The 26,235-nt window shown below is 52.1% G+C and carries 24 protein-coding genes; 18 read left to right on the plus strand and 6 right to left on the minus strand.

The window, feature by feature from the left end; translation table 11 throughout:
* Positions 1 to 217 precede the first annotated feature (217 nt).
* Positions 218 to 1,408, minus strand: a complete 1,191-nt coding sequence (gene malE / locus FEK47_RS16190) for a maltose/maltodextrin ABC transporter substrate-binding protein MalE (protein ID WP_135486805.1) — start codon at positions 1,406 to 1,408, stop codon at positions 218 to 220.
* Between the two features lie 364 nt (positions 1,409 to 1,772).
* Between malE and malK the strand changes: the two genes are divergently transcribed.
* The 5 genes from malK to ubiA all read left to right on the plus strand — a co-directional run bounded on the left by malK (position 1,773) and on the right by ubiA (position 7,022).
* Positions 1,773 to 2,888, plus strand: coding sequence for a maltose/maltodextrin ABC transporter ATP-binding protein MalK (gene malK, locus FEK47_RS16195; RefSeq protein ID WP_064525541.1), 1,116 nt, complete (start codon positions 1,773 to 1,775; stop codon positions 2,886 to 2,888).
* A 71-nt stretch (positions 2,889 to 2,959) separates the two neighbouring features.
* Entirely contained in the window at positions 2,960 to 4,300 is a 1,341-nt protein-coding gene (gene lamB, locus FEK47_RS16200; protein ID WP_130237612.1) for a maltoporin LamB, read from the plus strand.
* 241 nt (positions 4,301 to 4,541) lie between these two features.
* The gene (malM, locus tag FEK47_RS16205; RefSeq protein ID WP_135486804.1) at positions 4,542 to 5,462 is read left to right on the plus strand and encodes a maltose operon protein MalM; all 921 of its coding nucleotides are present in this window, start codon (positions 4,542 to 4,544) and stop codon (positions 5,460 to 5,462) included.
* 177 nt (positions 5,463 to 5,639) lie between these two features.
* The gene (gene ubiC, locus FEK47_RS16210) at positions 5,640 to 6,137 is read left to right on the plus strand and encodes a chorismate lyase (RefSeq protein WP_000019214.1); all 498 of its coding nucleotides are present in this window, start codon (positions 5,640 to 5,642) and stop codon (positions 6,135 to 6,137) included.
* 12 nt (positions 6,138 to 6,149) lie between these two features.
* Positions 6,150 to 7,022: a 4-hydroxybenzoate octaprenyltransferase gene (gene ubiA / locus FEK47_RS16215; RefSeq protein ID WP_135486803.1), complete on the plus strand. Its 873-nt coding sequence runs from the start codon at positions 6,150 to 6,152 to the stop codon at positions 7,020 to 7,022.
* Between the two features lie 154 nt (positions 7,023 to 7,176).
* Here the strand turns inward: ubiA and plsB are convergent, their stop codons facing one another.
* Positions 7,177 to 9,600: a glycerol-3-phosphate 1-O-acyltransferase PlsB gene (gene plsB / locus FEK47_RS16220; protein ID WP_130218630.1), complete on the minus strand. Its 2,424-nt coding sequence runs from the start codon at positions 9,598 to 9,600 to the stop codon at positions 7,177 to 7,179.
* A gap of 170 nt (positions 9,601 to 9,770) precedes the next feature.
* On the opposite strand from plsB, the gene dgkA reads away from it, so the two are divergent.
* The 4 genes from dgkA to FEK47_RS16240 all read left to right on the plus strand — a co-directional run bounded on the left by dgkA (position 9,771) and on the right by FEK47_RS16240 (position 12,580).
* A complete protein-coding gene (gene dgkA / locus FEK47_RS16225) occupies positions 9,771 to 10,139 on the plus strand; it encodes a diacylglycerol kinase (protein WP_000002907.1) in 369 nt (122 codons plus the stop codon).
* A gap of 109 nt (positions 10,140 to 10,248) precedes the next feature.
* A complete protein-coding gene (lexA, locus tag FEK47_RS16230) occupies positions 10,249 to 10,857 on the plus strand; it encodes a transcriptional repressor LexA (protein WP_064525560.1) in 609 nt (202 codons plus the stop codon).
* A 72-nt stretch (positions 10,858 to 10,929) separates the two neighbouring features.
* Positions 10,930 to 12,255 (plus strand): MATE family efflux transporter DinF, encoded by a 1,326-nt coding sequence (gene dinF, locus FEK47_RS16235; RefSeq protein WP_130218583.1) that lies wholly within the window; start codon positions 10,930 to 10,932, stop codon positions 12,253 to 12,255.
* A 115-nt stretch (positions 12,256 to 12,370) separates the two neighbouring features.
* Positions 12,371 to 12,580 carry a CsbD family protein gene (locus FEK47_RS16240; protein WP_001030602.1) on the plus strand — a complete coding sequence of 70 codons (210 nt, stop codon included), beginning with the start codon at positions 12,371 to 12,373 and terminating at the stop codon, positions 12,578 to 12,580.
* 41 nt (positions 12,581 to 12,621) lie between these two features.
* On the opposite strand, the gene zur is transcribed toward FEK47_RS16240, so the two are convergent.
* Positions 12,622 to 13,137 (minus strand): zinc uptake transcriptional repressor Zur, encoded by a 516-nt coding sequence (gene zur / locus FEK47_RS16245; RefSeq protein ID WP_130205794.1) that lies wholly within the window; start codon positions 13,135 to 13,137, stop codon positions 12,622 to 12,624.
* A gap of 155 nt (positions 13,138 to 13,292) precedes the next feature.
* On the opposite strand from zur, the gene dusA reads away from it, so the two are divergent.
* Both dusA and pspG read left to right on the plus strand, forming a co-directional pair.
* Positions 13,293 to 14,288: a tRNA dihydrouridine(20/20a) synthase DusA gene (gene dusA / locus FEK47_RS16250; RefSeq protein ID WP_135486802.1), complete on the plus strand. Its 996-nt coding sequence runs from the start codon at positions 13,293 to 13,295 to the stop codon at positions 14,286 to 14,288.
* Positions 14,289 to 14,421: 133 nt separating this feature from the next.
* Complete coding sequence (pspG, locus tag FEK47_RS16255) at positions 14,422 to 14,664, plus strand: envelope stress response protein PspG (protein WP_000891404.1); 243 nt, start codon at positions 14,422 to 14,424, stop codon at positions 14,662 to 14,664.
* 163 nt (positions 14,665 to 14,827) lie between these two features.
* Here the strand turns inward: pspG and FEK47_RS16260 are convergent, their stop codons facing one another.
* A complete protein-coding gene (locus FEK47_RS16260; protein ID WP_135486801.1) occupies positions 14,828 to 15,811 on the minus strand; it encodes a quinone oxidoreductase in 984 nt (327 codons plus the stop codon).
* A gap of 82 nt (positions 15,812 to 15,893) precedes the next feature.
* On the opposite strand from FEK47_RS16260, the gene dnaB reads away from it, so the two are divergent.
* From dnaB to FEK47_RS16290, 6 genes are all read left to right on the plus strand, one after another.
* Positions 15,894 to 17,309, plus strand: a complete 1,416-nt coding sequence (dnaB, locus tag FEK47_RS16265) for a replicative DNA helicase (RefSeq protein ID WP_135486800.1) — start codon at positions 15,894 to 15,896, stop codon at positions 17,307 to 17,309.
* 52 nt (positions 17,310 to 17,361) lie between these two features.
* On the plus strand, positions 17,362 to 18,441 hold the full coding sequence (gene alr, locus FEK47_RS16270; protein WP_130218569.1) for an alanine racemase: 1,080 nt from the start codon (positions 17,362 to 17,364) through the stop codon (positions 18,439 to 18,441).
* Positions 18,442 to 18,694: 253 nt separating this feature from the next.
* A complete protein-coding gene (gene tyrB, locus FEK47_RS16275) occupies positions 18,695 to 19,888 on the plus strand; it encodes an aromatic amino acid transaminase (RefSeq protein ID WP_135486799.1) in 1,194 nt (397 codons plus the stop codon).
* 339 nt (positions 19,889 to 20,227) lie between these two features.
* The gene (aphA, locus tag FEK47_RS16280) at positions 20,228 to 20,941 is read left to right on the plus strand and encodes an acid phosphatase AphA (RefSeq protein WP_130205816.1); all 714 of its coding nucleotides are present in this window, start codon (positions 20,228 to 20,230) and stop codon (positions 20,939 to 20,941) included.
* 110 nt (positions 20,942 to 21,051) lie between these two features.
* Positions 21,052 to 21,468 (plus strand): secondary thiamine-phosphate synthase enzyme YjbQ, encoded by a 417-nt coding sequence (locus FEK47_RS16285; protein ID WP_130205818.1) that lies wholly within the window; start codon positions 21,052 to 21,054, stop codon positions 21,466 to 21,468.
* Between the two features lie 3 nt (positions 21,469 to 21,471).
* Entirely contained in the window at positions 21,472 to 21,828 is a 357-nt protein-coding gene (locus FEK47_RS16290; RefSeq protein ID WP_130218565.1) for an MmcQ/YjbR family DNA-binding protein, read from the plus strand.
* A 207-nt stretch (positions 21,829 to 22,035) separates the two neighbouring features.
* Here the strand turns inward: FEK47_RS16290 and uvrA are convergent, their stop codons facing one another.
* Positions 22,036 to 24,858 carry an excinuclease ABC subunit UvrA gene (gene uvrA / locus FEK47_RS16295; protein WP_135486798.1) on the minus strand — a complete coding sequence of 941 codons (2,823 nt, stop codon included), beginning with the start codon at positions 24,856 to 24,858 and terminating at the stop codon, positions 22,036 to 22,038.
* 252 nt (positions 24,859 to 25,110) lie between these two features.
* Here uvrA and ssb1 point away from each other — a divergent pair, with 252 nt between their 5' ends.
* Complete coding sequence (ssb1, locus tag FEK47_RS16300) at positions 25,111 to 25,647, plus strand: single-stranded DNA-binding protein SSB1 (RefSeq protein WP_000168309.1); 537 nt, start codon at positions 25,111 to 25,113, stop codon at positions 25,645 to 25,647.
* Between the two features lie 98 nt (positions 25,648 to 25,745).
* Here ssb1 and FEK47_RS16305 read toward each other — a convergent pair whose 3' ends face one another.
* Positions 25,746 to 26,027 carry a YjcB family protein gene (locus FEK47_RS16305; protein WP_135385191.1) on the minus strand — a complete coding sequence of 94 codons (282 nt, stop codon included), beginning with the start codon at positions 26,025 to 26,027 and terminating at the stop codon, positions 25,746 to 25,748.
* Between the last annotated feature and the right edge of the window lie 208 nt (positions 26,028 to 26,235).

Raw genomic sequence — 26,235 nt, forward strand, 5'->3', positions numbered from 1 at the left:
AAGGCGTTTACGCCGCATCTGGCAACAACTGCCTGATGCGACGCTGGCGCGTCTTATCAGGCCTACATACGTTTCGTTTTCGTAGGCCGGATAAGGCGTTCACGCCGCATCCGGCAACAACTGCCAGATGCGACGCTGACGCGTCTTATCAGGCCTACATACGTTTCGGTTTCGTAGGCCGGATAAGGCGTTCACGCCGCATCCGGCATTTCAGGCATTACTTAGTGATACGACCCTGTGCATCTTTCAGCGCGGCATCGACAGTCTGACGACCACTGGCAGCGTTGATTACTGCGGTACGCACGGCATACCAGAAGGCGGACATCTGCGGGATGTTCGGCATGATTTCACCGTTCTTGGCGTTATCCATGGTGGCGGCGATACGTTGATCTTTCGCCAGCTGATCCTGGTAAGACTTCAGCGCCACGGCACCCAGCGGTTTGTCTTTATTCACCGCTTCCAGACCTTCGTCGGTCAGCAGGTAGTTTTCGAGGAACTCTTTCGCCAGCTCTTTGTTCGGACTGGCCGCGTTAATGCCTGCGCTCAGCACGCCAACGAACGGTTTGGACGGTTGTCCCTTGAAGGTTGGCAGCATCGTCACACCGTAGTTCACTTTGCTGGTGTCGATGTTAGACCATGCCCACGGACCATTAATGGTCATCGCAGTTTCACCTTTGTTAAAGGCTGCCTCTGCAATGGAGTAGTCAGTATCCGCATTCATGTGTTTGTTTTTAATCAGATCAACCAGGAAGGTCAGACCCGCTTTCGCACCAGCGTTATCCACGCCAACGTCTTTCACGTTGTATTTGTCGTTTTCATACTTGAACGCATAACCACCGTCGGCAGCAATCAGCGGCCAGGTAAAGTATGGTTCTTGCAGGTTGAACATCAGCGCGCTCTTACCTTTCGCTTTCAGTTCTTTATCCAGCGCCGGGATCTCTTCCCAGGTTTTTGGCGGGTTCGGCAGCAGATCTTTGTTATAAATCAGCGATAACGCTTCAACTGCAACCGGGTAAGCAATGAGTTTGCCGTTAAAACGCACGGCATCCCAGGTGAACGGATATATCTTGTCCTGGAGCGCTTTGTCCGGGGAAATTTCAGCCAGCAAGCCTGACTGGGCGTAGCCGCCAAAGCGGTCGTGTGCCCAGAAGATGATGTCCGGACCATCGCCAGTTGCCGCAACTTGAGGGAATTTCTCTTCCAGTTTATCCGGGTGCTCAACGGTGACTTTAATTCCGGTATCTTTCTCGAATTTTTTACCGACTTCAGCGAGGCCGTTGTAGCCTTTATCGCCGTTAATCCAGATTACCAGTTTACCTTCTTCAATTTTGGCGAGAGCCGTGGCGGAAAACATCATCGTCGTTAATGCGGATAATGCGAGGATGCGTGCACCTGTTTTTATTTTCATAATCTCTGGTCCTTGTTGGTGAAGTGCTTGTGAAAACACCTATACGGACTCTAGTTTCTTTATACGGCAACCTCTTTCCATCCTCCTTGCCCCTACGCCCCACCTTCGCTTTGCGTGATCTCCATCACAGAAATGGCAGTATTGCGGGTTGGCGCACATAAAATCGCCATGATTTTTGCAAGCAACTTCACGAATTTCCGTACTTTTCATCGGATTAGTATGCAGATGCCTTCTTCTCGTCCTCCCGCCTCCTCCCCCATAAAAAAGCCTGGGGGTGGAGGATTTAAGCCATCAGTCGATCAAGCATAGTCACCGCATCATGAATGTTGCTGTCGATGACAGGTTGTAACGAAGGGAGAAGGGCATGGCGAGCGTACAGCTGCAAAATGTAACGAAAGCCTGGGGTGAGGTCGTGGTATCGAAAGATATCAATCTCGAGATCCACGAAGGCGAATTTGTGGTGTTTGTCGGGCCATCTGGCTGCGGTAAATCAACGTTACTGCGCATGATTGCCGGCCTTGAGACAATTACCAGCGGCGACCTGTTCATCGGTGAGAAACGAATGAACGACACCCCGCCGGCCGAACGTGGCGTCGGAATGGTGTTCCAGTCCTATGCGCTCTATCCCCATCTGTCAGTGGCAGAAAACATGTCCTTTGGCCTGAAACTGGCGGGCGCGAAGAAAGAGGTGATCAACCAGCGCGTTAACCAGGTGGCGGAAGTACTGCAACTGGCGCATTTGCTGGATCGCAAACCGAAGGCACTCTCCGGCGGGCAGCGTCAGCGAGTGGCGATTGGTCGAACACTGGTGGCAGAGCCAAGCGTGTTTTTACTTGATGAACCGCTATCCAACCTTGACGCTGCGCTGCGTGTGCAGATGCGTATCGAAATCTCCCGCCTGCATAAACGTCTGGGCCGCACGATGATTTACGTTACCCACGATCAGGTCGAGGCGATGACGCTGGCCGATAAAATCGTGGTGCTGGATGCCGGGCGCGTGGCGCAGGTCGGGAAACCCCTCGAACTGTATCACTATCCGGCGGACCGCTTTGTCGCTGGTTTTATTGGTTCGCCGAAAATGAACTTCTTGCCGGTAAAAGTGACCGCCGTTGCGATCGATCAAGTTCAGGTTGAGCTGCCGATGCCAAACCTCCAGCAAGTCTGGCTTCCGGTTGAAAGCCACAATGTTCAGGTCGGAGCCAACATGTCACTGGGCATTCGCCCGGAACATCTACTGCCAAGTGATATCGCCGACGTCATCCTTGAAGGTGAAGTTCAGGTCGTCGAGCAACTCGGCAACGAAACCCAAATTCATATCCAGATCCCTTCCATTCGTCAAAACCTGGTGTACCGCCAGTCTGACGTAGTGTTGGTAGAAGAAGGTGCCACATTCGCTATCGGCCTGCCGCCAGAGCGTTGCCATCTGTTCCGTGAAGATGGCACTGCGTGTCGTCGACTGCATCAGGAGCCGGGCGTTTAAGCACCCTACAAAAGACACAAAACCTGTGACAGGTGATGTGAAAAAAGAAAAGCAATGACTCAGGAGATAGAATGATGATTACTCTGCGCAAACTTCCTCTGGCGGTTGCCGTCGCAGCGGGCGTAATGTCTGCTCAGGCAATGGCTGTGGATTTCCACGGTTACGCTCGTTCCGGTATCGGCTGGACAGGGAGCGGCGGTGAACAACAGTGTTTCCAGACTACCGGTGCTCAAAGTAAATACCGTCTTGGCAACGAATGTGAAACTTACGCTGAATTAAAATTGGGACAGGAAGTGTGGAAAGAGGGCGATAAGAGCTTCTATTTCGACACTAACGTGGCCTATTCCGTAGCACAACAGAATGACTGGGAAGCCACCGATCCGGCCTTCCGTGAAGCGAACGTGCAGGGTAAAAACCTGATTGAATGGCTGCCTGGTTCCACCATCTGGGCGGGTAAGCGTTTCTATCAACGTCATGACGTTCATATGATCGACTTCTACTACTGGGATATTTCTGGTCCTGGTGCCGGTCTGGAAAACATCGATGTTGGCTTCGGTAAGCTCTCTCTGGCAGCAACCCGCTCTTCTGAAGCTGGTGGTTCTTCTTCTTTCGCCAGCAACAATATCTATGACTACACCAACGAAACCGCGAACGATGTCTTCGACGTGCGTTTAGCGCAGATGGAAATCAACCCAGGCGGAACCTTAGAACTGGGTGTCGACTACGGTCGCGCTAACCTGCGTGATAACTATCGTCTGGTTGATGGCGCATCGAAAGACGGTTGGTTATTCACTGCTGAACATACTCAGAGCATCCTGAAGGGCTTCAACAAGTTTGTTGTTCAGTACGCAACTGACTCGATGACCTCGCAGGGTAAAGGTCTGTCGCAAGGCTCTGGCGTCGCGTTTGATAACGAACACTTTGCCTACAACATCAATAACAACGGTCACATGCTGCGTATTCTTGATCACGGTGCGATCTCGATGGGCGACAACTGGGACATGATGTACGTGGGTATGTATCAGGACATCAACTGGGATAACGATAACGGCACCAAGTGGTGGACCGTCGGTATTCGCCCGATGTACAAGTGGACGCCAATCATGAGCACCTTGATGGAGATCGGCTACGACAACGTCGAATCCCAGCGCACTGGCGATAAGAACAATCAGTACAAAATTACCCTCGCACAACAATGGCAGGCTGGCGACAGCATCTGGTCACGTCCGGCTATTCGTGTCTTCGCGACCTACGCCAAGTGGGATGAGAAATGGGGCTATGACTACAACGGTAGTTCCTCTTCCAACCCGAACTACGGTAAAGCCGTTCCGGCGAACTTCGAAGGCGGTAGCTTCGGTCGTGGTGATAGCGACGAGTGGACCTTCGGCGCCCAGATGGAAATCTGGTGGTAATAACAAAGCGTAGGCCGGATAAGGCGTTCACGCCGCATCCGGCAACCAACGCCTGATGCGACGCTGTGGCGTCTTATCAGGCCTACAACTGTTGTCGAATGTAGGCCGGATAAGGCGTTTACGCCGCATCCGGCATAAAAACACGTTGTCATTATCTATAAGGGGCGCAAGCCCCTCTGATTATCGGTTTAGCGCGCTATTGCCTGGCTACCGCTGAACTCCAGATTTTGAGGTGAAAACAATGAAAATGAATAAAAGTCTCATCGCCCTCTGTTTATCAGCAGGGTTGCTGGCGAGCGCGCCTGGAATCAGCCTCGCCGACGTCAACTACGTACCGCAAAACACCAGTGACGCACCAGCTATTCCATCTGCCGCGCTACAACAATTAACCTGGACACCAGTCGATCAATCCAAAACTCAGACTACCCAGTTAGCGACTGGCGGCCAACAACTGAACGTTCCCGGCATCAGTGGTCCGGTTGCGGCATACAGCGTTCCGGCAAACATTGGCGAACTGACCCTTACGCTGACCAGCGAAGTGAACAAACAAACCAGTGTATTTGCGCCAAATGTACTTATTCTTGATCAGAGCATGACCCCATCAGCCTTCTTCCCCAGCAGTTATTTCACCTACCAGGAACCAGGCGTCATGAGCGCAGATCGTCTGGAAGGAGTGATGCGCCTGACGCCAGCGTTGGGGCAGCAAAAACTGTATGTTCTGGTCTTTACCACGGAAAAAGATCTCCAGCAGACGACGCAACTACTCGACCCGGCAAAAGCCTATGCCAAAGGCGTCGGTAACTCGATCCCTGATATTCCAGACCCGGTTGCTCGTCATACCACCGATGGCTTACTGAAACTGAAAGTGAAAACCAACTCCAGCTCCAGTGTGCTGGTGGGACCGCTATTTGGTTCATCCGCTCCAGCTCCGGTTACGGTAGGCAACACGGCGGCACCAGCCGTGGCTGCACCCGCTCCGGCACCGGTGAAGAAAAGCGAACCGATGCTCAACGACACGGAAAGTTATTTTAATACCGCGATCAAAAACGCTGTCGCGAAAGGTGATGTTGATAAGGCGTTAAAACTGCTTGATGAAGCTGAACGTCTGGGATCGACATCTGCCCGTTCCACCTTTATCAGCAGTGTAAAAGGCAAGGGATAATTAGGTCCCACAGTGCTGATTTTGCAACAACTGGTGCGTCTTCGGGCGCACCTTTTTTTCTCCCCCCAGTGATTGTTGCGTGATTGTTGCGTATTAGATCACTTAATATGCTTTACATCTCCCGTTATCGCTTTTCTGCGATACAATGCCTTTACGTTATGTAACGGAGAGTTCGGCATGTCACACCCCGCGTTAACGCAACTGCGTGCGCTGCGCTATTTTGCAGAGATCCCTGCGCTGGAACCGCAACTGCTCGACTGGTTGTTGCTGGAAGATTCCATGACTAAACGTTTTGAACAGCAGGGAAAAACGGTGAGCGTGACGATGATCCGCGAAGGATTTGTCGAACAGAATGAAATCCCCGAAGAATTACCGCTGCTGCCGAAAGAATCCCGTTACTGGTTACGTGAAATTTTGCTATGTGCCGATGGGGAACCCTGGCTTGCCGGGCGTACCGTCGTCCCTGTATCAACATTAAGTGGCCCTGAGCTGGCGTTACAAAAATTGGGTAAAACGCCATTAGGACGTTATCTGTTCACATCATCGACATTAACCCGGGACTTTATTGAGATAGGCCGTGATGCCGGACTTTGGGGGCGCCGTTCCCGCCTGCGATTAAGCGGTAAGCCGCTGTTGCTGACTGAACTGTTTTTACCGGCGTCACCGTTGTACTAAGAGGAAAAAAATATGGAGTGGAGTCTGACGCAGAATAAGCTGCTGGCGTTTCATCGCTTAATGCGTACGGATAAGCCAATAGGCGCGTTACTGCTGCTCTGGCCAACGTTGTGGGCGCTGTGGGTGGCGACCCCAGGTGTTCCCCAACTCTGGATTCTGGCGGTGTTCGTCGCTGGCGTCTGGCTGATGCGCGCCGCCGGGTGCGTGGTGAATGACTATGCTGACCGTAAATTTGATGGTCATGTGAAGCGCACAGCAAACCGACCGCTTCCCAGTGGTGCGGTTACGGAGAAAGAGGCGCGAACGCTATTTGTGGTGCTGGTGCTGATTTCGTTCTTACTGGTATTGACACTGAACACGATGACCATTCTGTTGTCGATTGCCGGACTGGCGTTGGCGTGGGTGTACCCGTTTATGAAGCGGTATACCCATTTACCGCAAGTGGTGCTGGGTGCGGCGTTTGGTTGGTCGATTCCAATGGCTTTTGCCGCTGTGAGTGAATCGGTGCCGTTAAGCTGCTGGCTGATGTTCCTTGCCAATATTCTGTGGGCGGTGGCTTACGACACGCAATATGCGATGGTCGACCGTGACGATGACGTGAAGATTGGCATTAAGTCCACCGCTATCTTGTTCGGTCAATACGATAAGTTGATTATCGGCATTTTGCAGATTGGCGTGCTGGTGCTGATGGCGATTATCGGCGAGTTAAATGGCTTAGGCTGGGGATATTATTGGTCAATTCTGGTCGCGGGCGCGCTGTTTGTATATCAACAAAAACTGATTGCTAACCGCGAGCGCGAAGCCTGCTTTAAAGCATTTATGAATAATAACTATGTTGGCCTGGTGCTGTTTTTAGGGCTGGCAATGAGTTACTGGCATTTCTGATGATGTAAAAAAGCCGGATGATCATCCGGCTTTCTTCTGGGCTGCCTGATGCGCTGCGCTTATCAGGCCTACACAACACATCGCAATTTATTGAATTTGCAGGTCATGGTTGGCCGGATAAGGCGTTTTCGCCGCATCCGGCAACTCTCACCAATTACCCTTCACCCTGCGTCGCACTCTCAATCGTCAAACGCACATCGGACGTAATCAACTCTGCCAGCAACTGATAGACCTTCATCGTTTCTGCCGGTTCGGCGTCGCCGCTGTCGCTGATATACCCTTCATCACGCAGCGTCAGTACCAGAGAACTGAATACCGCCTTGTCGAAGAATTCCGGTGCGTTGATGCCGTGCAGCACGGAGAGACGTTGCGCCACGGTGCGGCTCTCTTTCTCCAGCGTCCCGCGGTTGATCGACGGGTTGGCGCTCAGCAGCCAGAAAGTGATGGCATAACGTTGCAGCGTTTCGCGCGCGCCTGCGGCCAGCAGCTGAAGCGTGCGGGAATGCGCCGGATTGATATGCAGCTCGTCATTTTGCAGTGTAATCAGCCCCTGACGTTGCATCTCATTTGCCAGCGCATCAATAACGTCCGGCAACTCGTCGCGATCCCAGCGCAGGAACAGCTCCGCTTTCAGCATTGGGTAAAGCACATTGACGTGCTCCATCAATACGTCGCGGGAGATGTGGCGATGCTGGGTGACAATTGCCGCCATCAGCGAAGGCAGCACCAACATATGCGCAATGTTGTTGCGATAGTAGGTCATCAGCACCGCTTGCTCGCGTGGCAGAATGATGATGTCGCCGATAGTATCCTTCTCAACTTCAAACTTGTTCATTTGCAGCGCGTGATCGATAAGCTCGCTGGCGCTGGCTGAAGGAACGGTCGAGTCCGTGGAGTAAGGCACGTTGCGCATCAAATCCAGATAGCAGTTGAGTTGCTCGGTTAACTGCTCGCGGGTGAGTGAGCGCTGACGTGACGCCAGAAGCGCAGTACAGCACAGGTTCATGGCGTTTGCCGCGCCTGCGTTGTTAATGCGTACCATCAGATCGGCAGCAATGTTATTGACCGTCGGTGTTAACCAGGCCGGACGCACTGCTTCGATTGGGTCGATAGATTCACGCCAGTCTGGCACGTGCTGGTTAAGGTAGGTCATCAACGGCATTGGTTCACCGAAGTTGACATAGCCCTGACCGAGATTACGCAGCTTGCTTAAACCGCGCAGCATCTGCAGCAGGCTCTCTTTCTCTTTCGTCGCGCCGCGCAGTTCTTTGGCGTAAGTACCCACTTCCATGACGTGCTCATAACCGATGTAGATCGGAATCAGCGTAATTGGACGTGTACCGCCACGCAGCATCGCCTGAATGGTCATCGACAGCGTACCGGTTTTCGGGTCCAGCAAACGGCCTGTACGCGAACGACCGCCTTCCACAAAGTACTCGACGGAATAACCGCGGCTGAACAGTTCGCCGAGATACTCACGGAAAACCGTAGAATAGAGCTTATTGCCTTTAAACGTGCGGCGAATAAAGAACGCACCCAGACGGCGGAAAATCGGCCCGGCAGGCCAGAAATTCAGGTTGATCCCGGCGGCGATATGCGGCGGCACCAGCCCCTGGTGATACAGCACGTAAGAAAGCAGCAGGTAGTCCATGTGACTGCGGTGGCAAGGCACATACACCAGCTCATGACCGTCGTGGGCCAGCTGGCGAACGCGCTCGGCATTATGGACGTTGATGCCCTGGTAAAGTCGGTTCCAGGTGAAGCCCAGAATGCGGTCAGTCAGGCGGATCATCTCGTAAGAGAAGTTCGCCGCAATCTCTTCCATCAGCGCAATCGCGTTCTGCTGCGCTTTTTCATGGGAGATTTTTTTGCTGCGCGCTTCATCTTCTACCGCTTTGGCAATGGCGCGGGAGGCGAGCAACTTATTAAACAGATCCTGACGAGCAGGCAGACGTGGACCCACGGCAGCCAGACGTTGACGGGCAAAGTGCATACGCGCCACGCGTGCCAGTTTCTGAGCGATAGTTTTATCCGTGCCGTGTTCATCCGCCATACGGCGCAGCGAAACTGACGGAGAGAAGCGCACAAAACTGTCGCGACCGAGCCATAGCACGGCGAAAAATTTCTGTACGCCGTTGAGCATGCGCAGCGGCGGGTTAACTTCACCTTTTTCACGCCCTGGCGCACGACCAAACATCACCGATACTGGCACCATTTGCACATCCAGATTCGGGTTGCTACGGTGCAGATCGAGATAGTCGTGGAAAAGCTTAATAGACTCTTCTTTCGGTGTGTAATAGGTGAAAACACGCGGCCCGCCATGAATAAACACATAGCGCGGCAGTAGCGTGCCGTCTATTTCCAGCGGCTCTAATGGGTCAGGCAGGTCGTGCGCCAGGCACTGGGCGCGCAACGTCAGCAAATCCGCTTTTGAGTTGTACGGTAAAACGTACATAATTGGACGAGAGGTATCCAGTCCCAGTTCCGGGGCAGGATCTGCCGGAATAGACTTGCTTTTTACCAGGATGCTTAATGGTAAATTCAGTAATTTGTAGTAAATTCGTGGCCAGCCGGACATAAACGATGTAAAGCCTCTGGTTAATAATGCAAATGCGCGGGAAGGATAGCAGAAAGTCATGGGAAATTCTGTGGTATCCGCTCATGTTTCGCGCGACGTTACGCTAACCGTAATCTTCGGATTCAACGGTACACTGATATTGACGCTCATAATGTAAAAAGGTTCTTTCGATGGCCAATAATACCACTGGATTCACCCGAATTATCAAAGCTGCTGGCTATTCCTGGAAAGGTTTACGTGCCGCATGGATCAACGAAGCGGCATTCCGTCAGGAAGGTGTCGCGGTATTGTTGGCAGTGGTTATTGCCTGTTGGCTGGATGTGGATGCAATAACCCGAGTATTGCTTATTAGTTCTGTCATGCTGGTGATGATTGTGGAAATTCTCAATAGTGCCATCGAAGCGGTGGTTGACCGTATTGGCTCTGAATACCATGAGCTTTCCGGGCGGGCGAAAGATATGGGCTCTGCCGCGGTGCTGATCGCCATTATCGTCGCCGTGATTACCTGGTGCATTCTGTTATGGTCGCATTTTGGATAACCCTTCCAGAATTCGATAAATCTCTGGTTTATTGTGTAGTTTATGGTTCCAAAATCACCTTTTGCTGTATATACTCACAGCATAACTGTATATACACCCAGGGGGCGGAATGAAAGCGTTAACGGCCAGGCAACAAGAGGTGTTTGATCTCATCCGTGATCACATCAGCCAGACAGGTATGCCGCCGACGCGTGCGGAAATCGCGCAGCGTTTGGGGTTCCGTTCCCCAAATGCGGCAGAAGAACATCTGAAGGCGCTGGCACGCAAAGGCGTTATTGAAATTGTTTCCGGCGCATCGCGCGGGATTCGTCTGTTGCAGGAAGAGGAAGAAGGGTTACCGTTGGTGGGCCGTGTGGCTGCCGGTGAACCGCTTCTGGCGCAGCAGCATATTGAAGGTCATTATCAGGTCGATCCTTCCCTGTTCAAACCGAATGCCGATTTCCTGCTGCGCGTCAGTGGGATGTCGATGAAAGATATCGGCATTATGGACGGCGACTTGCTGGCAGTGCATAAAACCCAGGATGTGCGTAATGGTCAGGTCGTTGTCGCGCGTATAGATGACGAAGTTACCGTTAAGCGTCTGAAAAAACAGGGTAATAAAGTCGAACTTCTGCCAGAAAATAGCGAGTTTAAACCAATTGTCGTTGACCTTCGTCAGCAGAGCTTCAGCATTGAAGGGCTGGCGGTTGGTGTTATTCGCAACGGCGACTGGCTGTAATCTATCTCTGATACCGCGATGCCGCCTGGCATCGCGGTTTGTTTCTAATCTCTCTTCATCAGGCTTGTCTGCATGGCATTCCTCACTTCATCTGATAAAGCACTCTGGCATCTTGCCTTACCCATGATTTTCTCCAATATCACCGTTCCGTTGTTGGGGCTGGTCGATACGGCGGTCATTGGTCATCTTGATAGTCCGGTTTATCTGGGCGGCGTGGCGGTTGGTGCAACGGCGACCAGCTTTCTCTTTATGTTGTTGCTGTTTTTACGCATGAGCACCACCGGGCTTACTGCACAGGCTTATGGTGCCAAAAATCCTCAGGCATTAGCCCGTGCGCTGGTGCAACCGTTGCTGTTGGCACTGGGAGCCGGAGCGTTGATTGCGTTACTGCGTACGCCGATTATCGAGCTGGCGCTGCATATTGTTGGTGGTAGCGAAGCGGTTCTGGAACAGGCGCGGCGCTTTCTTGCAATCCGCTGGTTAAGTGCACCGGCGTCGCTGGCGAATCTGGTGCTGCTCGGCTGGTTGCTCGGCGTGCAATATGCCCGCGCGCCAGTGATTTTGTTAGTGGTTGGCAATATCCTCAACATTGTGCTGGATGTCTGGCTGGTGATGGGGCTGCATATGAACGTGCAGGGCGCGGCGCTGGCGACGGTTATTGCGGAATATGCAACATTGCTGATTGGTCTGCTCATGGTGCGTAAAATCCTCAAACTACGTGGTATCTCCGGCGAAATGCTGAAAACAGCCTGGCGAGGAAACTTCCGTCGCTTGCTGGCGCTTAACCGCGACATTATGCTGCGCTCACTGCTGCTACAACTCTGTTTTGGCGCAATAACGGTTCTTGGTGCGCGGCTGGGGAGCGATATTATCGCCGTCAACGCGGTCCTGATGACGCTACTCACCTTTACTGCCTATGCGCTGGATGGTTTTGCCTACGCGGTTGAAGCCCACTCCGGTCAGGCATATGGTGCGCGCGACGGTAGCCAGTTACTGGATGTCTGGCGCGCAGCGTGCCGCCAGTCGGGGATCGTGGCATTGTTGTTTTCGGTGGTTTATTTGCTGGCGGGTGAACATATCATCGCGTTGCTAACGTCGTTAACGCAGATCCAGAATCTGGCCGATCGCTACCTAATCTGGCAGGTTATTTTACCGCTGGTGGGAGTCTGGTGTTATCTGCTGGACGGTATGTTTATTGGGGCAACGCGCGCTGCCGAAATGCGCAATAGTATGGCAGTCGCAGCAGCAGGGTTTGCTTTGACGCTACTGACGTTGCCGTGGTTGGGTAACCATGGTTTATGGCTGGCGTTAACCGTCTTTCTGGCGCTGCGCGGGCTTTCACTGGCGGTTATCTGGCGTCGTCACTGGCGTAATGGAACCTGGTTTTCAGCAACATGACGGTTAAAAGTTCTGAATAAATAATCCTAAGCCAAATTCCTGACTACACTTAATCCCACGTTCAGAAGAAAAGTGAGCGTACACTCATTCACCACCTAACGATGAGGATTTGAATATGAATAAAGACGAAGTCGGCGGTAACTGGAAACAGTTCAAAGGTAAAGTGAAAGAGCAATGGGGCAAACTGACCGATGATGATATGACGGTCATTGAAGGTAAGCGTGACCAGTTAGTGGGTAAAATCCAGGAACGTTACGGTTACCAGAAAGATCAGGCAGAAAAAGAGGTTGATAGCTGGGAAAAACGCCATGATTACCGCTGGTAATTAATCCCTCCTGCCCGACGTGTACAAGGATGTACGCCCTCTTAACGCGGTTTCTTTTTCACCTGCACAGAGTGATCATGCTGGCACTGTTCAGGATGACGACACGCTTCAACTTCCACACATGCCGCACAGAGTCCATGTGCTTCAATCACATTATGCCGCAGGGCAAAACCCATTTTTGCCGCCAGCGTATGCATGATGTCTTCTACACCTTCCGCACACTCTTCTTTCACCGCGCCGCAGCGATCACAAATAAACATGGCTGAAGTATGCGTAGGCTGATCGAACAGATGGCAGAGCACATAGCTGTTGGTGGATTCAACCTTATGCACAAAACCTTGTTCAAGCAGAAAATCGAGCGCGCGATAAACCGTCGGCGGCTTGGCTTGCGGTTCAGCTTCGCGCAGCAAATCAAGTAGATCGTAGGCGCTGATAGCCCCTTCTTGCAGGCTCATAAGGCGCAGCACTTCGAGACGTTGCGGAGTCAGGCGCACATTACGCTGCGCGCAGAGTTTTTCAGCCTGCGCCAATAACTCCTGCGTTGTGGTCTTTTCCATTGTGCACCTCGAAAGTGGGGTTAAGAATGTCCTTACTTTACCATAATTCTCACTTAAACGCCGACAACCGGGCGTCGAAGCTGCCACATTGCCTGATCGCATATTCGTTATGCTATAGTAGCGCCCCCAATTCACCAGATGCTTAAAAAATCGCCATGTCAGCAGAATCACAAACCGCTTATCCCGCATACCGTTTCTCTATTGCTCCTATGCTCGACTGGACGGACAGACACTGCCGTTATTTCCTGCGTCTGCTCTCCCGTAATACGTTGCTCTATACCGAAATGGTGACCACAGGGGCGATTATTCACGGTAAAGGTGATTACCTGGCATACAGTGAAGAAGAGCATCCGGTGGCGTTGCAGTTGGGCGGTAGCGATCCGGCGGCGCTGGCGCAGTGTGCGAAGCTGGCAGAAGCGCGCGGATATGATGAGATCAACCTGAATGTCGGCTGCCCGTCAGACCGGGTACAGAACGGCATGTTTGGCGCGTGCCTGATGGGGAATGCGCAACTGGTGGCTGACTGCGTAAAAGCGATGCGCGACGTAGTGTCGATTCCAGTGACGGTGAAAACGCGTATTGGCATTGACGACCAGGACAGCTATGAATTTCTCTGTAATTTTATCGACACCGTTTCCGGCAAAGGCGAATGCGAGATGTTTATCATCCACGCGCGTAAAGCCTGGCTCTCCGGTTTAAGCCCAAAAGAAAACCGTGAGATCCCGCCGCTCGATTACCCGCGCGTCTACCAACTGAAGCGTGATTTCCCGCATCTGGCTATGTCAATTAATGGCGGCATCAAGTCACTGGAAGAGGCTAAAGCACACCTGCAACATATGGATGGCGTGATGGTCGGGCGTGAAGCGTATCAAAACCCAGGCATTCTGGCGGCAGTGGATCGAGAGATATTTGGTTCCTCGGATACCGATGCCGACCCGGTGGCAGTGGTGCGCGCCATGTACCCGTACATTGAGCGTGAACTCAGCCAGGGAACTTATCTGGGCCATATCACCCGGCATATGCTGGGGCTGTTCCAGGGGATTCCTGGCGCGCGTCAGTGGCGGCGGTATTTAAGTGAAAATGCCCATAAAGCGGGCGCTGACATTAACGTGTTGGAACATGCGCTCAAACTGGTGGCTGATAAGCGTTAATTTTTCACCACAAAGTAGTCAAATTCACCACGCCCTGCGCTTCGACGCGGGGCGTTTTGTTGATAAATCAATATGTTATTTCTGGCATGATTCTTGTAAAGCCAGCAAGAGATTTCATTTTTGGGAGAACATCATGCTGGAACTACTTTTTGTGATTGGCTTTTTTGTCATGTTGATGGTCACTGGCGTTTCATTGCTGGGCATTATCGCTGCGCTGGTTGTGGCGACGGCCATTATGTTCCTCGGCGGTATGCTGGCATTGATGATTAAGCTGCTGCCGTGGCTGCTGTTGGCGATTGCGGTAGTGTGGGTGATCAAGGCGATTAAAGCGCCAAAAGTGCCGAAATATCAGCGTTATGACCGCTGGCGTTACTAAGGGATTGTGCGGATGATCACAACCTCAGGTTTTATCCTTAGAACAAAATAGGAATTGATAATCAAATCTGTCACTATTGCGCGTCAAACAAATTCATCGAGCTGTACCCTACATACAGCCGAACTATAAAAGAAAGGGCTTCCCAGGTGGAAGCCCAATTTCTTTATGGAATCAGTAAGCTGGAACCCTGCGTCGCCCGGCTTTCCAGAATCTCATGCGCACGCCGCGCATCCTTCAGCGGGTATTTCTGATGTTCTGCGACATCCACTTTAATTACACCGCTGGCAATCAAAGAAAACAGTTCATTACTGGCTTCGGTTAACTCATCCCGCGTAGTGATATAGCCTTGCAGGGAAGGGCGTGTCACATACAGCGAGCCTTTCTGATTGAGAATGCCTAAGTTCACACCCGTCACTGCGCCTGATGAGTTGCCAAAACTGACCATTAAACCGCGACGTTGCAGGCAATCCAGCGACCGTTCCCAGGTGTCTCTGCCCACGGAATCGTATACCACGCGCACTTTCTTGCCGTCGGTGATCTCTTTTAATCGTTCGACCAGATTTTCGTCGCGATAGTTAATCACCTGCCATGCACCCGCTTTTAATGCACTTTGCGCTTTTTGCGCGGAGCCCACAGTGCCAATAAGTTTTGCCCCTAAGGCTTTTGCCCACTGACAGGCAATTAAGCCAACGCCGCCAGCAGCCGCATGGAACAGGAACTGTTCGTCAGGTTTGATTTCATACGTTTTGCGTAGCAGATAATAAACCGTTAAGCCTTTCAGGAATGATGCGGCGGCTTGCTCAAAAGAGATCACCGCGGGCAGAATTGCGGCTTTATCGGCATTGACGTTATGCACAGAACTGTAAGCCCCTAACGTTGACTGCGCATAAACCACGCGATCGCCCGCTTTAATATGCTTCACGCCGCTGCCGACTTTGCTCACGATGCCAGCCGCTTCTGTGCCTAATCCGCTGGGTAGCGATGGCGGCGGATAAAGGCCGCTGCGGATATACGTGTCGATAAAATTAATGCCAATGGCTTTATTTTCGACCTGGATTTCATTCTCTGCCGGATCGACAGGAGTAAACTCCACGGCTTGTAGTACTTCCGGGCCACCGTGCTTGTGAAATTCAATTCGTGTTGCCATGTGTCCTCCAGAACGTATCGTCAGGGTCTGCTTCATATGGTAAAGTTTCGACCCATTCTTTATCTCGGTAACTCCATTCACTATGGCAGGAAATAAACCCTTCAACAAACAGCAGGCTGAACCCCGCGAACGCGATCCACAAGTTGCCGGGCTGAAAGTGCCTCCGCACTCGATCGAAGCGGAGCAGTCGGTGTTGGGCGGTTTAATGCTGGATAACGAACGCTGGGACGATGTGGCCGAGCGTGTAGTGGCAGATGATTTCTACACCCGTCCGCACCGCCATATCTTTACCGAAATGGCGCGTTTGCAGGAAGGCGGTAGCCCGATAGACCTGATAACTCTGGCGGAATCGCTGGAGCGCCAGGGGCAACTTGATAGCGTCGGTGGTTTCGCTTATCTGGCAGAGCTGTCAAAAAATACGCCAAGTGCGGCGAACATCAGCGCTTATGCTGACATCGTGCGCGAACGTGCTGTTGTCCGTGAGATGATCTCGGTTGCTAACGAGATTGCCGAAGCTGGTTTTGATCCGCAAGGGCGCACCAGTGAAGACTTGCTCGACCTTGCTGAATCCCGTGTCTTTAAAATTGCCGAAAGTCGTGCCAATAAAGACGAAGGGCCGAAGAACATCGCCGATGTGCTCGACGCTACCGTGGCGCGTATTGAGCAATTGTTCCAGCAGCCGCACGATGGCGTCACCGGGGTAAACACCGGCTATGACGATCTCAACAAAAAAACCGCCGGTTTGCAGCCGTCGGACTTGATTATCGTCGCTGCGCGTCCGTCGATGGGTAAAACGACATTTGCGATGAACCTCGTCGAAAATGCGGCGATGTTGCAGGATAAACCGGTGCTTATCTTCTCGCTGGAGATGCCATCGGAACAGATTATGATGCGTTCTCTGGCATCGCTGTCGCGCGTTGACCAGACCAAAATCCGTACCGGGCAGCTGGATGATGAAGACTGGGCGCGTATTTCCGGCACGATGGGCATTTTGCTCGAGAAACGTAACATCTATATTGATGACTCCTCCGGTCTGACGCCAACGGAAGTGCGCTCGCGCGCGCGTCGTATTGCCCGTGAGCACGGCGGCATCGGGCTTATCATGATCGACTACCTGCAGCTGATGCGTGTGCCGTCACTTTCCGACAACCGTACGCTGGAAATTGCGGAAATCTCCCGCTCGCTGAAAGCGCTGGCAAAAGAACTGAATGTGCCGGTGGTGGCCCTGTCCCAGTTGAACCGTTCTCTGGAACAACGTGCCGACAAACGTCCGGTCAACTCCGACTTGCGTGAATCCGGCTCCATCGAGCAGGATGCGGACTTGATCATGTTTATCTATCGTGATGAGGTTTATCACGAGAACAGTGATTTGAAAGGCATCGCGGAAATTATTATCGGTAAACAACGTAACGGCCCAATCGGGACGGTACGCCTGACCTTTAACGGTCAATGGTCGCGCTTCGACAACTACGCGGGGCCGCAGTACGATGACGAATAATAATTATTTTATGTATTAGGTAATTAAAGCAAACACTTATCAAGGAATACAAATGCAAGCGGCAACTGTAGTGATTAACCGCCGCGCTCTGCGACACAACTTGCAACGTCTGCGTGAACTGGCACCCGCCAGTAAACTGGTTGCGGTGGTGAAAGCGAACGCTTATGGTCACGGTCTTCTTGAAACCGCGCGAACGCTTCCTGATGCCGACGCCTTTGGCGTAGCCCGTCTCGAAGAAGCCCTGCGGCTTAGAGCAGGGGGCATCACGCAACCTATATTGTTACTGGAAGGCTTTTTTGAAGCAGACGATCTGCCGACGATCTCCGCTGAACATCTGCATACCGCCGTGCATAACGAAGAACAGCTTGCTGCTCTGGAAGAGGCCAGTCTGGAGGAGCCAGTTACCGTCTGGATGAAACTCGACACCGGTATGCACCGACTGGGCGTGTTACCGGAACAAGCTGAGGCGTTTTATCAACGTCTTACGCAATGTAAAAACGTCCGTCAGCCGGTGAATATTGTCAGCCACTTTGCTCGTGCTGATGAGCCAAAATGCGGCGCGACTGAGAAACAACTCGATATCTTCAACACCTTTTGCGAAGGCAAACCCGGCAAGCGTTCAATCGCCGCATCGGGTGGAATTTTGTTATGGCCGCAGTCGCATTTTGATTGGGTGCGCCCGGGCATCATTCTTTACGGTGTGTCACCGCTGGAAGATGGCTCCACCGGTGCTGATTTTGGTTGCCAGCCAGTGATGTCACTGACCTCCAGCCTGATTGCCGTGCGTGAGCATAAAGCGGGTGAACCGGTAGGCTATGGCGGCACCTGGATTAGCGAGCGCGATACCCGCCTTGGCGTGGTGGCGATGGGCTATGGCGATGGCTACCCGCGCGCCGCGCCGTCCGGTACGCCAGTGCTGGTTAATGGTCGTGAAGTGCCGATTGTCGGTCGCGTGGCGATGGATATGATCTGCGTAGATTTAGGTCCACAGGCGCAGGATAAAGCCGGGGACCAGGTCATTTTATGGGGTGAAGGTTTACCCGTAGAGCGTATCGCAGAAATAACAAAAGTGAGTGCTTACGAACTTATCACGCGCCTGACGTCAAGGGTCGCGATGAAATACGTGGATTAATCGTTCTGTAATAGTTGATTGTCTGTGCCGGATGCGGCGTGAATGCCTTATCCGGCACGTAATATCTTGTAAATTCAATAAATTGATATTCTCGCATAGGCCTGATAAACGTCATGCATCTGGTGGTTTTGCGTTTGTCATCAGTCTTACCCTCTGGTTAATTGCCGTTCGTCGCTGAACATCCTCTCGATCTTCGCCATCTTCCGGTTTATTGTGTTTTAACCACCTGCCCGTAAACCTGGAGAACCATCGCGTGTTTCAAAAAGTTGACGCCTATGCTGGCGACCCGATTCTTTCGCTTATGGAGCGTTTTAAAGAAGACACTCGCAGCGACAAAGTAAATTTGAGTATCGGTCTGTACTACAACGAAGACGGGATTATTCCGCAACTAAAAGCTGTCGCGGAAGCGGAAGCGCGTCTGAATGCACAACCTCATGGCGCTTCGCTTTATTTGCCGATGGAAGGGCTGAACAGCTATCGCCATGCCATTTCGCCGCTGCTGTTTGGCGCTGACCATCCGGTGCTACAACAACAGCGTGTGGCGACCATTCAGACGCTCGGTGGTTCGGGGGCATTAAAAGTAGGCGCTGACTTCCTGAAACGCTACTTCCCGGAATCAGGCGTCTGGGTCAGCGATCCCACCTGGGAAAACCATGTGGCAATATTCGCGGGGGCTGGATTTGAAGTGAGTACTTACCCCTGGTATGACGAAGCAACCAACGGCGTGCGTTTTAATGACCTGTTGGCGACGCTGAAAACATTACCTGCCCGCAGCATTGTGCTGCTGCATCCGTGCTGCCATAACCCAACGGGCGCCGATCTCGCCAACGACCAGTGGGACGCGGTGATTGAAATTCTCAAAGCACGCGAGCTTATCCCATTCCTCGATATTGCCTATCAAGGATTTGGTGCCGGTATGGAAGAAGATGCTTACGCCATTCGCGCGATCGCCAGCGCCGGATTACCTGCTCTGGTGAGCAATTCATTCTCGAAAATTTTCTCCCTTTACGGCGAGCGTGTCGGCGGTCTTTCTGTGGTGTGTGAAGATGCCGAAGCTGCAGGCCGCGTACTGGGGCAGTTGAAAGCAACAGTACGTCGCAACTACTCCAGCCCGCCAAATTTTGGTGCGCAGGTGGTGGCTACGGTGCTGAATGATGCGGCGTTAAAAGCTAGCTGGCTGGCAGAAGTGGAAGAAATGCGTACCCGTATTCTGGCGATGCGTCAGGAACTGGTGAAGGTATTGAGTAAAGAGATGCCAGAACGCAATTTTGATTATCTGCTTAAGCAGCGCGGCATGTTCAGCTATACCGGTTTAAGCGCTGCTCAGGTTGACCGACTGCGTGAAGAGCTTGGTGTTTACCTGATTGCCAGCGGCCGCATGTGTGTTGCCGGACTTAATGCGCAAAATGTGCATCGCGTGGCGAAGGCGTTTGCAGCCGTGATGTAATGTCGTTAGCAGGTGGTTGAACAGCCGCCTGCTCAATTTTAACTTGTTGATATAATTAGTATCATTGAGAATAGAGAGAAGGAAATATTCTGCCCCTCATATAAAGCCGCTCACTTCTGGTAAGCGATATTAACCACGGACTAAATAGATATACCTACTCCATGGATAGACATTAAGCTATTAAAAAACACGAACTTCTCTCATGTGATCCTGCTCCCTTTCTCTAACAAAACCGCAGATAATCCTTTCTTTCCCCCGCTGCTGGCGTTATGGTCAGATGGTTTTTTCAACAAATCTCACAATAAAAAGTTTTAACTTACTGACTATTTAGGGAAAAATATGCGCAAGATCACACAGGCATTGAGTGCCGTTTGCTTATTGTTCGCTCTAAACAGTTCCGCTGTTGCCCTGGCCTCATCACCTTCACCGCTTAATCCGGGTACTAACGTAGCCAAACTCGCTGAACAGGCGCCAATTCATTGGGTTTCAGTCGCCCAAATTGAAAACAGTCTGGCAGGACGCCCACAGATGGCAGTTGGGTTTGATATTGATGACACTGTTCTGTTTTCTAGCCCTGGATTCTGGCGCGGCAAAAAAACGTTCTCGCCAGAAAGCGAAGATTATCTAAAAAACCCGGCATTCTGGGAAAAGATGAACAACGGTTGGGATGAATTCAGTATTCCAAAAGAGGTCGCGCGTCAGCTAATTGATATGCATGTCCGCCGTGGCGACACCATTTTCTTTGTGACAGGTCGTAGCCCTACGAAAACTGAAACAGTGTCAAAAACGCTGGCTGATGACTTTCACATTCCTGCAACCAGTATGAACCCGGTGATTTTTGCGGGCGATAAAGCAGGACAAAATACAAAAACACAGTGGCTACAGGATAAAAATATCCGAATTTTTTATGGTGATTCCGATAACGATATTACCGCTGCGCGTGATGTTGGCATCCGTGGCATCCGCATTCTGCGAGCCTCTAACTCTACCTACAAACCCTTGCCACAAGCGGGTGCATTCGATGAAGAGGTGATCATCAATTCAGAATACTGATAAGTCGGGAGAGCGCCTGACTCTCCCGAATGCTGTTTTTTTAATCACACCTTTATCCTTTCGCTGTCTTGCTGCAAACTGATTAAGAGAGTTTTATCAAGGAGCAGCACATGTGGTTTCAAAAGACGCTCACGCTTAGCGCTAAATCTCGTGGGTTTCATTTGGTAACGGATGAAATCCTGACTCAACTAGCTGATATGCCGCGTGTTAATGTCGGTTTACTGCACCTGTTGCTGCAACACACTTCCGCCTCTCTGACACTTAATGAGAATTGCGACCCCACAGTACGCTATGACATGGAGCGTTTTTTCCTCCGCACCGTTCCCGACAACGGAAACTATGAGCATGACTATGAAGGGGCAGACGATATGCCTTCTCATATCAAATCCTCGATGCTGGGGGTATCGCTCGTATTGCCAGTGCATCAGGGGCGTATTCAGACCGGCACCTGGCAGGGAATATGGCTTGGGGAACATCGCATCCACGGCGGTTCGCGTCGCATTATCGCGACACTACAAGGGGAGTAAAAAATGACCATTTCGGAGTTGCTACAATATTGCATGGCAAAACCAGGCGCAGAACAGAGTGTGCATAGTGACTGGAAAGCAACGCAAATCAAAGTGGAAGATGTGCTGTTTGCGATGGTGAAAGAAGTGGAAAATCGCCCAGCGGTTTCGCTGAAAACCAGCCCTGCGCTGGCCGAGCTTTTGCGACAGCAGCATAGCGATGTTCGTCCCAGTCGGCATCTGAACAAAGCGCACTGGAGCACCGTATATCTCGACGGCTCGTTGCCGGATTCGCAAATCTATTATCTGGTCGATGCGTCGTATCAGCAGGCGGTGAATTTGCTGCCGGAAGAAAAACGTAAATTGCTGGTGCAACTCTGAAAGGAAAAGACCGTTCAGCAAGCGGCCTGAGAATGATGACAAACGCAAAATTGCCTGATGCGCTACGCTTATCAGGCCTACGTAATCCCTGCAATATATTGAAATTGCATGTTTTTGTAGGCCGGATAAGGCGTTCATGCCGCATCCGGCAAGAACAAAGCGCACTTTGTCAATAATCTGAGGCCGCTCAGAAAGCGGCCTTAACGATTACAGCATCGGCTTGAGGAAGCGTGCCGTGTGTGATGCTTCGCACTCCGCGACGGTTTCTGGCGTACCGGAGACGAGGATTTCGCCGCCGCCACTGCCGCCTTCTGGTCCCAGGTCGACAATCCAGTCAGCGGTTTTGATCACGTCGAGATTGTGCTCAATCACCACAATGGTGTTGCCCTGATCGCGCAGTTTATGCAGCACGTCGAGCAGTTGCTGAATATCGGCGAAGTGCAGGCCGGTAGTCGGCTCGTCGAGAATATACAGCGTCTGCCCGGTGCCGCGTTTTGACAGCTCACGCGCCAGCTTCACGCGCTGGGCTTCACCACCGGAAAGCGTGGTTGCGGACTGCCCGAGGCGGATATACGTCAGGCCAACGTCCATCAACGTTTGCAGCTTACGCGCCAGCGCCGGTACGGCATCGAAGAACTCACGCGCTTCTTCGATGGTCATATCCAACACTTCGTGGATGGTTTTGCCTTTGTACTTAATCTCCAGCGTTTCACGGTTATAGCGTTTACCTTTGCACTGGTCGCACGGTACGTAAATATCCGGCAGGAAGTGCATCTCCACTTTGATCACGCCATCGCCCTGACAGGCTTCGCAACGACCGCCACGGACGTTAAAGCTGAAACGTCCTGGCGTATAACCGCGCGCGCGGGATTCCGGTACGCCCGCAAACAGTTCACGTACAGGCGTAAACACGCCGGTATAGGTCGCCGGGTTAGAACGCGGAGTACGACCAATCGGGCTTTGGTCGATATCGATGACTTTATCGAAATGCTCAAGTCCCTGAATATCGCGATACGGTGCCGGTTCGGCGATGGTCGCACCATTCAACTGACGTTGGGCAATCGGGAACAGCGTGTCGTTAATCAGCGTGGATTTACCGGAACCTGAAACTCCTGTGATGCAGGTAAACAGACCGACTGGCAATGTCAGCGTTACGTCTTTTAGGTTGTTGCCACGCGCGCCTGTCAGCTTCAACACTTTTTCCGGATTCGCCGGAACGCGTTTCTTCGGCACTTCAATCTTGCGTTTGCCGCTCATGTACTGCCCGGTCAACGACTCCGGCACCGCCATAATCGCTTCCAGCGGACCTTCCGCGACCACTTCACCGCCGTGTACACCAGCGCCCGGGCCAATGTCGATAACGTGGTCAGCGGCGCGAATCGCGTCTTCATCGTGCTCCACCACAATCACGGTATTACCGAGATCGCGCAGATGGATAAGTGTACCCAGCAGGCGTTCGTTATCGCGCTGGTGCAGGCCGATAGACGGTTCGTCCAGCACGTACATCACACCAACCAGGCCCGCGCCAATCTGGCTCGCCAGACGGATACGCTGGGCTTCACCGCCGGAAAGTGTTTCTGCCGAGCGGGAAAGTGTCAGGTAATTCAGGCCGACGTTAACGAGGAATTTCAGGCGATCGCCGATCTCTTTGAGGATTTTTTCCGCAATCTTCGCCCGCTGACCAGCGAGTTTGAGATTGTTGAAAAACTCCATCGCATGACCAATGCTCATGTCGGAGATAGCAGGCAGCGGCGTATTCTCGACATACACGTGGCGCGCTTCCCGACGCAGGCGTGTTCCGTCGCAGCTGGTACACGGGCGATTGCTGATAAACTTGGCTAACTCTTCGCGTACCGCGCTGGATTCCGTCTCTTTATAACGGCGCTCCATATTATGCAGCACGCCTTCGAACGGATGACGACGAATGGAGGTATCGCCACGATCGTTCATGTATTTGAATTCGATGTTTTCTTTGCCAGACCCGTACAACACCACTTTATGCACGCTCGCGCTCAGGCTACCCCACGGCGCTTCGACGTCGAACTTATAGTGATCTGCCAGCGATTTCAGCATCTGGAAGTAATAGAAGTTGCGGCGATCCCAGCCACGGATCGCACCACCTGCCAGCGACAGTTCCGGGTTTTGGATCACACGGTCAGGATCGAAATATTGCTGTACGCCAAGGCCGTCACAGGTCGGGCAGGCCCCCGCCGGGTTGTTAAACGAAAACAGACGCGGTTCCAGTTCACGCATACTGTAGCCGCAAATCGGACAGGCGAAGTTGGCGGAGAAAAGCAGTTCTTCCGCTTTTGGATCGTCCATATCAGCGACGACCGCTGTACCGCCAGAAAGCTCCAGCGCCGTTTCAAACGACTCAGCCAGACGTTGGGTAAGATCGTCACGCACCTTGAAGCGATCAACCACCACTTCAATGGTGTGTTTCTTTTGCAGTTCCAGTTTCGGCGGATCGGAAAGATCGCAGACTTCGCCATCTATGCGTGCACGGATGTAGCCCTGACTTGCCAGATTCTCCAGCGTTTTCGTGTGTTCGCCTTTGCGCTCTTTAATAATCGGCGCCAGCAGCATCAGACGTTTACCTTCCGGCTGCGAAAGCACGTTATCCACCATCTGGCTGACGGTTTGCGCCGCCAGCGGAACATCGTGGTCCGGGCAGCGCGGCTCACCGACGCGAGCGTACAGCAGACGCAAATAGTCGTGGATTTCGGTGATTGTCCCCACCGTGGAACGCGGGTTATGAGACGTCGATTTCTGTTCAATTGAGATGGCAGGAGAAAGCCCCTCAATATGGTCGACGTCCGGCTTTTCCATCAGTGACAGAAATTGCCGCGCGTAGGCGGAAAGGGATTCAACGTAACGACGCTGCCCTTCGGCATATAAGGTGTCGAAAGCGAGCGAGGATTTGCCAGAACCCGAAAGCCCGGTCACGACAATGAGTTTGTCGCGGGGGATAACGAGGTTGATGTTTTTGAGATTATGGGTGCGGGCGCCCCGAACTTCGATCTTATCCATTCACCTTTCCCGGATTAAACGCTTTTTTGCCCGGTGGCATGGTGCTACCGGCGATCACAAACGGTTAATTATGACACAGAATGACCTGAATGAATATACAGTGTTGGAATGCAAAACCCAGAGCGCTATGTAACAATGTTTGACCAGAATTGTTTAGCGGAACCGAGGTCACAACATAGTAAAACCGCTATTGGTAATGCTACAATCGCGCGTTTACACTTATTAGAACGTTTTTTTTCAGGAGACATGAACATGGCCAGCAGAGGCGTAAACAAGGTTATTCTCGTTGGTAATCTGGGTCAGGACCCGGAAGTACGCTACATGCCAAATGGTGGCGCAGTTGCCAACATTACGCTGGCTACTTCCGAATCCTGGCGTGATAAAGCGACCGGCGAGATGAAAGAGCAGACTGAATGGCACCGCGTTGTGCTGTTCGGCAAACTGGCTGAAGTGGCCAGCGAATATCTGCGTAAAGGTTCTCAGGTTTATATCGAAGGTCAGCTGCGTACCCGCAAATGGACCGATCAATCCGGTCAGGATCGCTACACCACGGAAGTGGTGGTGAACGTTGGCGGCACCATGCAGATGCTGGGTGGCCGTCAGGGCGGTGGTGCACCGGCAGGCGGTAACGTCGGTGGCGGTCAGCCGCAGGGTGGTTGGGGCCAGCCTCAGCAGCCGCAGGGTGGCAATCAGTTCAGCGGCGGCGCGCAGTCTCGCCCGCAGCAGTCCGCTCCGGCAGCACCGTCTAACGAGCCGCCGATGGATTTCGATGACGATATCCCATTCTGATTTTGTTTTAAAACAATAGATTATATTGTTTTAAGGTAGGTGATTAACGCATCTGCCAGGGATAAAAAAGAAGCCTCCATAATGGAGGCTTCTGCATATCACACCAAAATCATCGGCCATTGTGGCGGTGCCTGATTTGTGGCTTCCACTATTACCGACTCAATATTGTGCCAGATTGCGGCAATATCCATCATGGTGATTCCGAGCAGTCCCATCGCGAACCAGCAGGCGGAAATAACGCCCAGGCCACTACTGATCACCGCGAGCCCTACGTAATCAGACCGCCGAAAACGGATGTTGAGCGTGCTTGCCATAAACATCAGTACGGCGCTAAGAAGCTGCCAGCGAAGAAGAACCACGCCAGTGGTGAGGGTAGCCATCGAACATTTCCTCTGAAAATAACCGATGCCCTGGACAGCACGGTGTTGTTCACGGGAGGTGTGATGCACTCTGGCTATCATGGGGCTTACAAAATACCAAAATGAAACAATTAGTGTGTTTCATTATTTTTGTGAACTATATCACAATTGGTTGTTTGTTAGCCAGATAGAGTCACTATTTTTATTAGCGTGCTTATTTTGTGGTTTT

The sequence above is a fragment of the Escherichia sp. E3659 genome (genome assembly GCF_005781135.1).
In the GTDB taxonomy this organism is placed as follows: domain Bacteria; phylum Pseudomonadota; class Gammaproteobacteria; order Enterobacterales; family Enterobacteriaceae; genus Escherichia.